Raw genomic sequence first — 12,857 nt, forward strand, 5'->3', positions numbered from 1 at the left:
GTCGGGTGTTCCTGCGCACGGTTCCCGGGGAGGCGGAGGCTCATGAGACAACGGCCCGGCACGCTCGCGGAGTTCATGGAACGGGCGGGGGCGGAGTACGGGGAGCTGCCCGCCCTGCGCTTCAAGTCCCCTGCGGGGGACGGCTGGACGGAGGTCGGCTACGCGCAGCTGCGCGAGACCGTGCGGACGGGCGGGCGCGCACTGATCGGTCTGGGGGTGCGCCCCGGCGACCGGGTGGCCGTCCTGGCCGAGACCCGTCCGGAGTGGACCTACACGTACTTCGCGGTGCTGGCCGCGGGGGCCGTCGTGGTGCCGGTGTACCCGACGGCGGGCGAGGACGAACTCGCCTGGGTGCTGGACGACTCGGGCGCCTGCGTCGTCGTCTGCGAGAACGCCGCGCAGGCGGACCGCGTGGCGGGCGTCCGCGGGAAGGCGCCCGGAGTGCGGCACGTGGTGCGGATGGACGAGTGGGGCGCGCTGCCAGCCGACGCGCCCCTGGCCGAACTCCTGGCGCAGGGCGCACAGCGCACCGCGGGCGACCTGTGCGCCATCGTCTACACCTCCGGCACCACCGGTCTGCCCAAGGGCTGCCGGCTCACGCACGGCAACCTCGGCGCCGTCCTGGACGCCACCGGGCCTCTCCAGGAGGGCGGCCCCGGCGACACCACGTACCTCTACCTGCCGCTCGCCCATGTGCTCGCGCAGCTCGTCCAGCTGACCGCGCTGGGCCGCGGCAGCACCCTGTGCTACTTCGGCGGCCGGATCGAGAACGTCGTGGCCGAGCTGGCCGAGGTGCGGCCCACGCATCTGCCGTCCGTGCCACGGCTGTTCGAGAAGGTGCACGCCTCCGTCCTCGCGCTCGCGGAGTCCCGCGATCCGGACGGCCGGGAGCGGTTCGACGCGGCCGTGCGGGCCGGGCTCGCGGCGGCCGGCGCCCGCGAGCGGGGCGAGGAGCTCGCGGGAGAGGCGAAGGCCGCGTGGGAGGCGGCGGAGGCCGGGCTGTTCCCGCTCGTCCGGGCGGTCTTCGGCGGACGGCTGCGCTGGGCCCTCACCGGGGCCGCCCCCATCGCCCCGCAGACGATGGACTTCCTGCGCGCCTGCGGCCTGCAGATCTTCGAGGGCTACGGCATGACCGAGTCCGGCGGCGTCATCAGCCTCAACCACCCCGGCGCCGTCCGCCCCGGCACGGTCGGGCGGCCGATCGAGGGCGTCGAGGTGCGGATCGCCGGGGACGGCGAGGTGCTGGCCCGGGGGCCCGGGGTGTTCCCCGGCTACCACGGCAACCCCGCCGCGACCGCCGAAGTGCTGGACGCGGACCGCTGGCTGCACACGGGCGACCTCGGCAGCCTGGACGCGGACGGCTACCTGCGCATCACCGGCCGCAAGAAGGACATCGTCATCACGTCGGGCGGCAAGAACCTCACCCCGGCGCTGGCCGAGTTCGCCCTGCAGCAGTCGCGCTGGATCTCCCGCGCGGTCATGGTCGGCGACCGCCGTCCGTACCCCGTCGCCCTGCTCACGCTCGACGCGGACGAGATCACGGCCTGGGCCGCCCGGGAGGGCGTCGCGCTCACCGCGCCCGCCGCCCGGCACCCGGCGGTCCGGCGACTGTGCGAGGAGGCGGTCCGGACGGCGAACGGGCAGCTCTCCCGGCCCGCCCGGATCCGTGCCTTCCACATCCTGGACGAGGACTTCTCCGTGGAGAACGGCATGCTCACGCCCTCCCTGAAACTCCGCCGGGCCGCGGTCACGGAACGCCATGCGGCCGAAATCGATGCGTTGTACGAACGTACGGAGGAATGACGCACAAAAGGGGGTACAAAAACGGCCGGGGAAACAAGTGAAAGGGGTGATGCGTGTGGGTGAATAGGCGGAAAATCCGCAGCCCGCCCCGTGCCGGAAAAGGCAGGAGCCCCACCCCTCGCCGAAGCGGGGGGCAGGGCTCCTTGGGTACTGCACGTAGGCCGCGATCAGCCCGCAGTGGATGATTACTGCGGGGTGACGTTCTCCGCCTGCGGGCCCTTCGGGCCCTGGGTGACGTCGAAGTTGACCAGCTGGTTCTCCTCGAGGGAGCGGAAGCCGGCAGCGTTGATCGCGGAGTAGTGAACGAAGACGTCGGGGCCCCCGCCGTCCTGGGCGATGAAGCCAAAGCCCTTTTCAGCGTTGAACCACTTCACGGTTCCGGTAGCCATAAGCCCTCCTATGGGCCAAAGGGTTGCCCTGCTCCAGAACCTGCGAGAAGTCTGAAAACTACAAAAGCCTGCGGGTCACATGCTCCGCAGGCTCTGTACTGCAAGGGAAACCAAACTGCAACTTGCGGCGAGCCTAGCACGCGGGCTTCTCGCGGGGAAAGAGTTGAAGATCACGCCCAAGGTGGGTTTTCGGCCCTCTCCGGGCGGAAAGGCTCCATCTTTGGTCCCGGCGACGGGAGGGACCCCGGCACAGCGCCCGGGAGGAGGCGGGGCTAGCCTCCGCATGTGGACAATTCAGCCTCGGATGTAGCGATCGCGGCGGACCCGCAGGACGGGCCCCCGAGCCTCCGCAGCCGCCCGCGCGTCGGCCACATCCAGTTTCTCAACTGCCTGCCCCTCTACTGGGGCCTCGCCCGGACCGGCACGCTGCTCGATCTGGATCTGACCAAGGACACCCCCGAGAAGCTCAGCGAGCAGCTCGTGAACGGCGACCTGGACATCGGGCCGATCACGCTCGTGGAGTTCCTGAGAAACGCGGACGACCTCGTCGCGCTGCCGGACATCGCCGTCGGCTGCGACGGCCCCGTGATGTCCTGCATCATCGTCTCCCAGCGGCCCCTGGAGCAGCTGGACGGGGCGCGCGTCGCCCTCGGCTCCACCTCGCGCACCTCCGTGCGCCTGGCCGAACTGCTGCTCGCCGAGCGGTACGGCGTACAGCCGGACTACTACACCTGCCCGCCGGACCTCAGCCTGATGATGCAGGAGGCGGACGCCGCCGTCCTCATCGGCGACGCCGCGCTGCGGGCCTCGCTGCACGACGCCCCGAAGCTCGGGCTCGAGGTGCACGACCTCGGGCAGATGTGGAAGGACTGGACGGGCCTGCCGTTCGTCTTCGCCGTGTGGGCCGCGCGCCGCGACTACCTGGCCCGTGAGCCGCGCATCGTCTCCAAGGTGCACCAGGCCTTCCTGGAGTCCCGGGACGTCTCCCTGGAGGAGGTCGCCAAGGTGGCCGAGCAGGCGGCGCGCTGGGAGGCCTTCGACGCCGGGCTGCTGGAGCGGTACTTCACCACGCTGGACTTCCGCTTCGGCCCGGACCAGCTGGCCGGCGTGACGGAGTTCGCGCGCCGCACGGGACCCACGACGGGCTTCCCGGCGGACGTGCGGGTGCGACTGCTGGAGGGCTGAACCGCCGCCCGCAGCGCAAGAGCCCCCGGGGAACGTCCCCGGGGGCTCTTGCGCGTGTGCGTCCTGTGCGGATCAGGAGGAGGGCGTCGGCCCCTCCATGTGATCGCTGATCCACTTCATGGAGCTGTCGCCCATGCCCTTCACATAGGTCTTGGCGTTGTGCTCGCCGCCCTGGATGACCTGCAGGTGGGTGTGGATCGGCCCCTTGTTCCCGTAGGTGGCGATGAACTTGTCCACCTTCGGGATCACCGACGTCTCCTTCGTGCCGTACTGGAAGGCGAGGTAGACGTCCGGGCCCTTGGTGTCGATCAGCTTCTGGGCCAGGAGCTCGGGGTTGTTGGCGGCCTTCTCCTGGTCGTGGCCGGCCCACAGCGGGGAGTCCGGGACGATGTCCGGGCCGGAGGCGATCACGGCCTTGAACTTGTCGGGCTTCTGCAGCACGGCCTTCAGGCCGGAGAAGCCGCCGGAGGAGGAGCCCATGAACGCCCAGCCGTCACGCGACTTCAGCGTGCGGAAGTTCTCCCGCACCAGGTCCGGGACGTCCTCGGAGAGCCAGGTGCCCATCTTGGGCTGGTTCGGGATGTCGCTGCCGTCGTAGTAGTACTTGTTGTCCGGGTTGAGCACCGGCATCACGACGATGAAGGGCTGCGACGTGCCCTCCTGCGACCACTGGGCGATCGACGACTCGAGCTTGAGGTCGGTGCCCATCCAGTAGTTCATCGGGTAGCCGTTGCCGCCGGGGAGCGCGACGAGGACCGGGAAGCCGCTGTTCTTGTACTTCGGGTCGTTGTACTGCTTCGGGGCCCAGACCCACACCTTGCCGGTGAAGCCGGACTTCTTGCCGGTGTAGGTGGTGACGGCGATCTTGGTGCCGTCCTCGATGGTGTTGGCGACCTTGAAGTCGGCCTGCGGGCCCGTCGGCATCAGCGTCTTGGAGTCGGCCGGCGCACCGTTGTTGCCGCCCGCCTGCCCACCGCCGGCCGCACCGCCGGCCGCACTCTGGCCGAAGGAGACCGACTCGCCCTTGTCCGAGAACACGTCGAAGTAGTTCAGGACGGGGTAGGCGATCGCGCCGAGCACGGCTATGCAGGCCACGAGGAGGATCCATCGTTTGGCGCGGGAGGCCCGGCGGTGGCCCTGGGACTGGTAGGCCCCGTTGGCTGAGTGCGTCATCGCGTCGCTCCGGACGATTTGCTGCCCCGAAGGACATGACGGTGGGTGTTCCGACCTAGGTGATGGGCAAACCTCGAGCCCGGGTTCCCGGTCGGCCGGTGAATTGCGTCATAGGCTAATCGGGGGGCGCGCAGCCCCGTCCGGGGGGAGGCGAAGAGCCCGAATGCAACCGCTTTTGCCGGAAGATCCGCGAGTGATCGGGACCTATCGGCTGCTGGGCCGGCTGGGGGCCGGCGGGATGGGCCGGGTGTATCTCGGGCGCAGTGCGGGAGGGCGCACGGTCGCCGTCAAGGCCGTCCATCCGCATTTCGCCGCGGATGATCAATTCCGGGAGCGCTTCCGGCGCGAGGTGCGGGCGGCCCGCAGCGTGGGCGGTGCGTGGACGGCGCCCGTGCTGGACGCGGACCCGGAGGCCGCGGTGCCCTGGGTGGCGACCGGGTACGTGGCCGGGCCCTCGCTCTCCGAGGCCGTCGCCGCCGCGGGCCCGCTGCCCGCGCCCGCGGTGCGGGCCCTGGGGGCCGGGCTCGCGGAGGCGCTGACGGCGGTGCACGCGCGGGGGCTGGTGCACCGGGACGTCAAACCGTCGAACGTGCTGCTGGCCCTGGACGGCCCCCGCATCGTCGACTTCGGCATCGCGCGGGCCACGGAGGCCACGGCCTCCCTCACCTCCACCGGGGTCTCCGTCGGCTCGCCCGGCTACATGGCGCCCGAGCAGATCCTCGGCCGGGACGTGACGGGCGCGGCCGACGTCTTCTCGCTGGGCGCGGTCCTCGCCTACGCGGCCACGGGCGAGCCGCCGTTCCCCGGGGACAGCTCCGCCGCACTCCTCTACAAGGTCGTCCACGAGCCGCCGGTGCTCGGCCCGGCGCTGACGGGCGGACTGCGGTCGCTGGTCGCGGACTGCCTGGCCAAGGAGCCCTCCGCCCGGCCGTCCCCGCAGGACCTCGTACGCCGCCTCGCGCCCGGGGAGGGCGGGGCGGGGGCGCTGCTGCGGCCGGGGTGGCTGCCGGGGCCTGTGGTGGAGGAGGTGAGCCGGCGAGCGGTCGGACTGCTCGATCTGGAGGCGGAACCGGCGGCCGCCGCCGGGGCGTTCGGGCCACCGGATCCGTCGTACGGGGCGAGCACGGAGCCGGCGCCGGAAGCCGTCCCCGCGCCCCTGCCCGCGCGCTCGCGCCGGGTCGCGCTCTCGGCCGTCCTGGGCGGGCGGCGCTCGCGCCGGGCGAGCTGCACGCTCGTGCTGTCCGTCGCCGGGGCGCTGGCCGCCGCCACGACCGCGGTGTTCGTCTTCGACCTGCTGCCGGGCGGGGGAGGCGGCGGCGCCGCGTCCGCCGGACGTCCCGCCACGAGCGGCCCGCCGGACCGGAGTTCGGTCCCCGGGGCGTTCCTCGGCACCTGGAGCGGCGACGTCGTCCAGTCCGACGGCACCCCCAACGGCACGATGACCAGCACTGTCACCGCGGGCGGCAAGGGCGCCTACGTGGTCCGCACCCGGTACGCGGCGCTGGGCGTCGTGGAGTGCGACAGCAAGGCGAAACTGCTGTCGGCGAGCGCCTCGAAGATCACGCTGGAGGAGGTGACGGACGGCGAGCTCAGGTTCGGCTGCACGGGCGTCACGGCGACCGTCACCTACACGCTGGCCCCGGGCGGGAAGCTGGCCTTCGCCTCCGGCGACCCCACCGGCGGCAGGCCGACGGCGACCCTCGCCCGCAGCCGCGGTTGACCGGCCGCCAGCCGGACCGTCGGACCCCTGGCGTAGGGTGGATCGTCGTACACGACACCCTCCGGAAGGGACGCCCGGTGACCGAGAACGCCGACCTTCAGTCCGTCCTCGACCGCGCCGCCGCAGGCGGCCGGATCACCCCGGAGGAGGCCCTCGACCTGTACCGCTCCGCGCCGCTGCACGCGCTCGGCACCGCCGCGGACGCCGTACGCCGCCGGCGCTACGCGGGCACCGAGCACATCGCGACGTACATCATCGAGCGCAACATCAACTACACGAACTCGTGCGTCACCGCGTGCAAGTTCTGCGCCTTCTACGCCCCGCCGAAGAGCGACAAGGTCTGGACCCGCCCGCTGGACGACATCCTGCGCCGCTGCGCGGAGACCGTCGAACTGGGCGGTACGCAGATCATGTTCCAGGGCGGGCACCACCCCGACTACGGCGTGGAGTACTACGAGGAGCACTTCGCGGCGATCAAGAAGGAGTTCCCGCAGCTCGTCATCCACTCCCTCGGCGCGTCCGAGGTCGAGCACATGGCGCGGATCTCCGGCGTGAGCGCCGAGGAGGCGATCCGCCGGATCCACGCAGCCGGCCTCGACTCCTTCGCGGGCGCGGGCGCCGAGCTGCTGCCGGAGCGGCCGCGCAAGGCCATCGCGCCGCTGAAGGAGTCCGGCGAGCGCTGGCTGGAGATCATGGAGCTCGCCCACGGGCTGGGCGTGGAGTCGACCTCCACCATGCTGATGGGCACGGGCGAGACCAACGCCGAGCGCATCGAGCACCTGCGGATGATCCGCGACGTGCAGGACCGCACGGGCGGCTTCCGCGCGTTCATCCCGTACACGTACCAGCCGCAGAACAACGCCCTCAAGGGCCGCACGCAGGCGACGATCTTCGAGTACCTGCGGATGATCGCCATCGCGCGGCTCTTCCTGGACAACGTGGCCCACATCCAGGGCTCCTGGCTGACCACGGGCAAGGAGATCGGCCAGCTGTCGCTGCACTACGGCGCCGACGACCTGGGCTCGATCATGCTGGAGGAGAACGTGGTCTCCTCGGCCGGTGCCAAGCACCGCTCCAACCGCATGGAGATCATCGACCTCATCCGCAAGGCCGGCCGCGTCCCGGCCCAGCGCGCCACGACGTACGAGCACCTGCTCGTGCACGACGACCCGGCGAACGACCCGGTGGACGACCGCGTCGTCTCGCACCTGTCGTCGACGGCGATCGAGGGCGGCACGGCCCACCCCGAGCTGCAGATCATCGACGCCCGCTGACGGCCGGGCCGCTCGTGCTGACGATCCATGCGGCGGACCTGCTGCTGACGGCCGTCCCCGTGCCCGGCGGGGCGGTGGCCGTGGACGGCGACAGGATCGCGGCGCTCGGCCCGTACGAGGAGGTCGCCGCGGCGCACCCCGGTGCCCGCGTGCGCCGCTGGCCGGGCGTGCTCGCGCCCGGGCTGCGGCAGCCGCATGCCGAGTGGCTGCTGACCCGTGCCTACCACCCCGATCCGCGCGAGTACGCCGAGCTCGGCGACGCGATGCTGACGGGCGAGCGGCTGGCCGCGCTGCAGCCGACCGAAACCCGCCGGTCGGGCAGCGTGCGGCGCGGGCTGCAGCTGATGCTCCGGCACGGGACGACGGCGGTCACGGGCCCCTTCGGCGACCCGGTGGTCTCTACGGCGGTGGCGCGGTCCGGCCTTCGGGTCGTGCCGGGCCCGGCGGCGGCCGGCGAGCCGGACCTCGATCCGCTGCGCGGTGCGCGCGAGTTGGCGGCCGCCGTCGCGGCCCCCCTGACCGTGGGCGCCCGCGCCGACCTCGCCGCCTTCGACGTACCGGACGAGGCCGCACTGCTGGCGCAGGGCGCGGGCACCTGCGTGGCGACGGTGCTGGCGGGGCGGCTGGTGTTCCGGGGGCGGTGACCGCGGGCGTCAACGCCGCGTCAGGGCGTCGGCCCCCCGCGTCAGGACCCCGTCAACGCGGACGCCCCCCGTCCGTTTCCCCGGCAGGATGATCACTGCGGGGACGGCCGTCGAAGGCCGTTCCGCGGTGCGAAATGTGGAGGACCCTGCCGAACGGACACACGGCGGGTCACAAGGACGCGCACCGCCGGCAGGACGTTCGTCGCCGAGGGGGTGACGGGCGGGGGGACCGGCGGTTCCGTGGGCGCGGGGGCCCCGCGGGAAGGCGCAGTCGGCACCGTGACGCGGCCGGTCCTTCCCCGGCGAGCCGTCCCCGTCCAAGATCCGTCCGGGCCGTGGTGAAGAATGAACTCCGTGACGCGAGCATCCCTGGACAAGCAGCCGCACGAAGTCGCCGCGATGTTCGACGACGTGGCGGCGAAGTACGACCTGACCAACGACGTCCTCTCGCTCGGCCAGGCGCGGCTGTGGCGCAAGGCCGTGGCGCAGGCCGTGGGCGGGCGGCCCGGGGAGAAGGTGCTGGACCTCGCGGCCGGCACCGGGACCTCCTCGATCCCCTTCACCGCCGACGGCGCATACGTCGTGCCGTGCGACTTCTCGACCGGCATGCTGCGCGAGGGCAAGAAGCGGCACCCCTGGCTCCCGCTGACCGCGGGGGACGCGACGCGGCTGCCGTTCGCGGACGGCGTCTTCGACGCGGTCACCATCTCCTTCGGGCTGCGCAACGTGCAGGAGACCGATGACGCGCTGCGCGAGCTGCTGCGGGTGACGAAGCCGGGCGGCCGCGTGGTGATCTGCGAGTTCAGCACGCCGGTCTGGGCCCCGTTCCGCACGGTCTACACCGAGTACCTGATGCGTGCCCTGCCGCCGGTCGCGCGGGCCGTCAGCAGCAACCCGGACGCCTACGTGTACCTGGCCGAGTCGATCCGTTCCTGGCCGGACCAGCCCGCCCTCGCGGCGCGGCTGCAGGAGGCCGGCTGGTCGAAGGTCGCGTGGCGCAACCTGACGGGCGGAGTCGTCGCGCTGCACCGGGGAACCAAGCCTGCATAAGGGGTAAACGCCCCGGGCGGGACGCGGGTTGGCCGTTTGTCATGGGCAGGCGGGCCCGGTCGGTACGATCTTGATCACCTCCCGCCCGAGCCCGGAGCGCCCCTATGCCGCCGTCGTCGTCCGAGCCGCCGAGGCCGTCCGTACCGCCCCCGCCCCCGGCGCCGCCCCTGCCCTCGTACGCGCCGGGCGCGCACCCCGCCGCGTCCGCCCCGTCGTCACCCGCCGCGCTGTTCGTGCGCCGCACCTTCGGCGCCGGCTGGGCGGGGTCGGCCGGGGCCGCGCTGTGGCCGACGGCCCTGCTGCTCGCGCTCGCGCTCGCCCTCTCGGTCCCGTCCTACGGGAAGTACGACCGCGGCCAGTTCACCCACTGGTCCGACCGCTTCCAGGCCACCCTCGCGCTGCTGGTGCAGGGCCTCGGCGGCAGCCTCGACGTCGAGACCCGCAGCAGCGGCGGGCTGCTCGCGCTGCTCGTGCGGGGCCACGGCTCGCTGTCGGTCTGGCCGTTGACCGTGACCGTCCTGTGGGCGGGCGCCGTGGCCCTCGGCGCCCGGCGGCTGCACCGTGCGCAGGGCGGCGGCGCGGAGGCCGCGGTGCGGATCGCGCTGCTGTCGGGCGCGACCGTGCTGGCGCTCGGCCTGTACGGGCGGCCGGAGGTGCCGCTGCTCTCCGTCGACAGCGGCCCGGTGACGGCGGCGCTGTTCGCGTGCGCGGCCGCGGGTGCGGTGAGCGGCACGGTGCTGTGCCGTGAACGTCTGCGCGCGCGGCTCGGACCGGGCGCACTGCGTCTTGGACGGGCGTGGGGCACGGCCCTGCGCGCCCTTGGGCTCTCGGTGGCGCTGTGCGCCGTCGTCGCGTTCGTGGTGCTGGCCGAGCACGAGGGCCGGGCCGGCGGCGGCACGGGCCTGTTCGCCTCGCTCCTGGTGCTGGTCAACCTGGGGCTGATGGGGCTGGGGCTGGTCTGGGGCGCGGGGGTCGAGGGCTCCGTCACCACGCGCGGCCGCGAGGAGGGCGGCGCCTTCGGCCTCTCCGAACTCGGCCACGCGGCCGGTTCCGCGGGCGGCTGGGCCCAGGCCGGGGCGCTGGCGGTGGGCGCGGTGTGCGCGCTGCTCCTCGCCGTCCTGGCGGCCCGGCGCTCGGCCGACCGCCGCGAACAGGCCCTGGCCGGCGCATTCTTCCTGGCCGCGCTGTGGCTGCTGTCCTTCGCCGCCGGGGCGTCACTGCACATGTCGGCCGGCACCCGGTTCGCGCTCGGGGCGCACACCACCGTGGACGCGCGCGTGGCGACGAACGCGGGCGAGCTGCTGCTGTTCGGGACGCTGTGGACGGCGGGGGCGGTGCTGCTGGCCGGCGTGCTGTCGGGGACCCTGGGGCGGGCCGTGCGGCCCGCCCGGATGCCGGTGCCGGGCCGCCGCGCCGCCCTGTTCGCGGCCGCGGGCCTCGCCGCCTTCGTCGTCGGCGGCGCCGCGGTGGCGGGGCTGATGCTGCACCGGCACGACAGCGCCGCGCGGGCCCGGGGCGCGGAGACGGCCCGGCACGACGACAAGCGCGTCGTCATCGGCCCGTCGGACGAGCCGGTACCGGCAGCATCCACCGTTCCCGCCACCCCGCAGGCCGGCGCCCCCTCCGGCTACGTCGTGCAGCACGACCCGCTCGGCTTCAGCCTCGCCGTCCCCGACCGCTGGATCCGCACGGAGTCCGGCACGCACCAGATCGACTACTCGGCCCCGACCGGCGGTTCGTACCTCCGCGTCGGCCTGCTCCTCAAGTCCCCGCAGTCCGCGTACGACCACTTCACCGACCTGGAGAAGACCCTGCAGCAGCGCACCGGCAGCTACCGGCGCGTCGCCCTCACCGCCAACACCTTCCAGGGACACCCCGGCGCCCGCTGGGAGTTCACCTGGACCGACAGGGCGACCGGCCGCACGATGCACGCCGTCGACCAGGCGTACGTGAACGAGGCGGGCACGGAATACGCCGTGTATTTCCAGGGGCGCGACGACCACTGGACCGGCCCGCCGCAGGTCTTCGAGACGGCGCTGAGCACCTGGTCGACGATGCCGGTCGATTTCGGCTGAACCGCCCGAAGACGGTCCGGCCCACCCCCCTAGACTGCACAGGTCAGCACCGATCGAGCCTTCGGGAGAGCCCTCCGTGACCGAGTCGCGTACCGAACACACTGCCGATGTGATCGTCGTCGGTGCGGGCCCGGCGGGCTCCACCACCGCGTACTACCTGGCCAAGGCGGGTCTCGACGTCCTCCTCCTGGAGAAGACCGCGTTCCCGCGCGAGAAGGTCTGCGGCGACGGGCTCACCCCGCGCGCCACCAAGCAGCTCGTGGGGATGGGCATCGACATCTCCGAGGAAGCCGGCTGGATGCGCAACAAGGGCCTGCGCATCATCGGCGGCGGCGTCCGCCTCCAGCTCGACTGGCCGGACCTCGCGTCCTTCCCCGACTACGGCCTCGTCCGCAAGCGCGACGACTTCGACGAGCAGCTCGCCCGCCATGCGGTGAAGGCCGGTGCCCGGCTGTACGAGCGCTGCAACGTGGGCGCCCCGGTCGTCGACGACCGCACGGGCCGGATCACCGGCGTCGAGGCGAAGCTGGGCGAGGAGAAGACGCCCGTCACCTTCAGCGCCCCTCTCGTCGTCGCGGCCGACGGCAACTCCACGCGGCTCTCGCTGGCGATGGGCCTGCACCGCCGCGAGGACCGCCCGATGGGCGTCGCCGTGCGCACGTACTTCACCTCCCCGCGCCACGACGACGACTACCTCGAGTCCTGGCTCGAACTCTGGGACCGCCGCGGCCCGCAGCACCGCCTCCTGCCCGGCTACGGCTGGATCTTCGGCATGGGCGACGGCACCAGCAACGTCGGCCTCGGCGTCCTCAACACCACCGCCGCCTTCAAGGAGCTCGACTGGCGCGAGGTCCTCAAGGCCTGGTGCGCCTCGATGCCGGAGGACTGGGGCTACACCCCGGAGAACATGACGGGCCCGATCCGCGGCGCCGCCCTCCCCATGGCCTTCAACCGCCAGCCCCACTACACCCGCGGCCTGCTCCTCGTCGGCGACGCGGGCGGCCTGGTCAACCCGTTCAACGGCGAGGGCATCGCCTACGCGATGGAGTCCGGCCAGATCGCCGCGGACGTCATCGTCCAGGCCCACGCCCGCTCCTCGTACGCCCAGCGCGAGCTCGCGCTGCAGCGCTACCCGAAGATCCTCAAGGACACCTACGGCGGCTACTACACGCTGGGCCGCGCCTTCGTGAAGCTCATCGGCAACCCGAAGATCATGAAGCTGGCGGCGGAACGGGGCCTGACGCACCCGCTGTTGATGAAGTTCACGCTCAAGATGCTGGCGAACCTGACGGATCCGACGGGCGGCGACGCGACCGACCGCATCATCAACGGCCTGAGCAAGGTGGCACCCAAATCATGATCATGCGGGACCACCTCTAGCTCGGCCTTACCAAGGTGGCGCCTCGCTCGTAGGGCTCGTCGCCCCGTCAGGGGCGCGGGGAACTGCGCGATCAGCCACCGACGGCCTGCAGCCGACGCACCACCCTGGTGGGCAGCACGTCGTCCGCGGGTGCATCGTGGCTTGTCGCGCAGTTCCCCGCGCC

At 72.7% G+C, this 12,857-nt stretch carries 10 protein-coding genes; 8 read left to right on the plus strand and 2 right to left on the minus strand.

Annotated elements, in window-relative coordinates:
* Positions 1-42: 42 nt before the first annotated feature.
* The gene (locus tag ACLHRZ_RS22310) at positions 43-1,803 is read left to right on the plus strand and encodes an AMP-dependent synthetase/ligase (RefSeq protein ID WP_490420268.1); all 1,761 of its coding nucleotides are present in this window, start codon (positions 43-45) and stop codon (positions 1,801-1,803) included.
* A gap of 185 nt (positions 1,804-1,988) precedes the next feature.
* On the opposite strand, the gene ACLHRZ_RS22315 is transcribed toward ACLHRZ_RS22310, so the two are convergent.
* On the minus strand, positions 1,989-2,192 hold the full coding sequence (locus ACLHRZ_RS22315) for a cold-shock protein (protein WP_490420269.1): 204 nt from the start codon (positions 2,190-2,192) through the stop codon (positions 1,989-1,991).
* Between the two features lie 312 nt (positions 2,193-2,504).
* Here ACLHRZ_RS22315 and ACLHRZ_RS22320 point away from each other — a divergent pair, with 312 nt between their 5' ends.
* On the plus strand, positions 2,505-3,377 hold the full coding sequence (locus ACLHRZ_RS22320; RefSeq protein WP_490420409.1) for a menaquinone biosynthetic enzyme MqnA/MqnD family protein: 873 nt from the start codon (positions 2,505-2,507) through the stop codon (positions 3,375-3,377).
* 72 nt (positions 3,378-3,449) lie between these two features.
* On the opposite strand, the gene ACLHRZ_RS22325 is transcribed toward ACLHRZ_RS22320, so the two are convergent.
* Complete coding sequence (locus tag ACLHRZ_RS22325; protein ID WP_490420270.1) at positions 3,450-4,550, minus strand: alpha/beta hydrolase; 1,101 nt, start codon at positions 4,548-4,550, stop codon at positions 3,450-3,452.
* Between the two features lie 163 nt (positions 4,551-4,713).
* Here ACLHRZ_RS22325 and ACLHRZ_RS22330 point away from each other — a divergent pair, with 163 nt between their 5' ends.
* The 6 genes from ACLHRZ_RS22330 to ACLHRZ_RS22355 all read left to right on the plus strand — a co-directional run bounded on the left by ACLHRZ_RS22330 (position 4,714) and on the right by ACLHRZ_RS22355 (position 12,673).
* Positions 4,714-6,270: a serine/threonine-protein kinase gene (locus ACLHRZ_RS22330; RefSeq protein WP_490420271.1), complete on the plus strand. Its 1,557-nt coding sequence runs from the start codon at positions 4,714-4,716 to the stop codon at positions 6,268-6,270.
* Between the two features lie 77 nt (positions 6,271-6,347).
* Positions 6,348-7,544 (plus strand): cyclic dehypoxanthinyl futalosine synthase, encoded by a 1,197-nt coding sequence (mqnC, locus tag ACLHRZ_RS22335; RefSeq protein WP_490420272.1) that lies wholly within the window; start codon positions 6,348-6,350, stop codon positions 7,542-7,544.
* A 14-nt stretch (positions 7,545-7,558) separates the two neighbouring features.
* On the plus strand, positions 7,559-8,188 hold the full coding sequence (locus tag ACLHRZ_RS22340) for an amidohydrolase family protein (RefSeq protein ID WP_490420273.1): 630 nt from the start codon (positions 7,559-7,561) through the stop codon (positions 8,186-8,188).
* A 354-nt stretch (positions 8,189-8,542) separates the two neighbouring features.
* Positions 8,543-9,238, plus strand: coding sequence for a demethylmenaquinone methyltransferase (locus ACLHRZ_RS22345; RefSeq protein WP_490420274.1), 696 nt, complete (start codon positions 8,543-8,545; stop codon positions 9,236-9,238).
* A gap of 104 nt (positions 9,239-9,342) precedes the next feature.
* Positions 9,343-11,313 carry a serine/threonine kinase C-terminal domain-containing protein gene (locus ACLHRZ_RS22350; RefSeq protein WP_490420275.1) on the plus strand — a complete coding sequence of 657 codons (1,971 nt, stop codon included), beginning with the start codon at positions 9,343-9,345 and terminating at the stop codon, positions 11,311-11,313.
* Between the two features lie 76 nt (positions 11,314-11,389).
* On the plus strand, positions 11,390-12,673 hold the full coding sequence (locus ACLHRZ_RS22355) for a geranylgeranyl reductase family protein (RefSeq protein ID WP_490420276.1): 1,284 nt from the start codon (positions 11,390-11,392) through the stop codon (positions 12,671-12,673).
* The last annotated feature ends 184 nt before the right edge of the window (positions 12,674-12,857 follow it).

The organism is Streptomyces sp. AM25, from assembly GCF_058146165.1.

What these genes read in the sequence shown, in the direction of transcription:
- ACLHRZ_RS22310 (WP_490420268.1), top strand. Translation starts at nt 43, where the DNA reads ATGAGACAACGGCCCGGCACGCTCGCGGAGTTCATGGAACGGGCGGGG.
- ACLHRZ_RS22315 (WP_490420269.1), bottom strand. Translation starts at nt 2,192, where the DNA reads ATGGCTACCGGAACCGTGAAGTGGTTCAACGCTGAAAAGGGCTTTGGC.
- ACLHRZ_RS22325 (WP_490420270.1), bottom strand. Translation starts at nt 4,550, where the DNA reads ATGACGCACTCAGCCAACGGGGCCTACCAGTCCCAGGGCCACCGCCGG.
- ACLHRZ_RS22330 (WP_490420271.1), top strand. Translation starts at nt 4,714, where the DNA reads ATGCAACCGCTTTTGCCGGAAGATCCGCGAGTGATCGGGACCTATCGG.
- ACLHRZ_RS22350 (WP_490420275.1), top strand. Translation starts at nt 9,343, where the DNA reads ATGCCGCCGTCGTCGTCCGAGCCGCCGAGGCCGTCCGTACCGCCCCCG.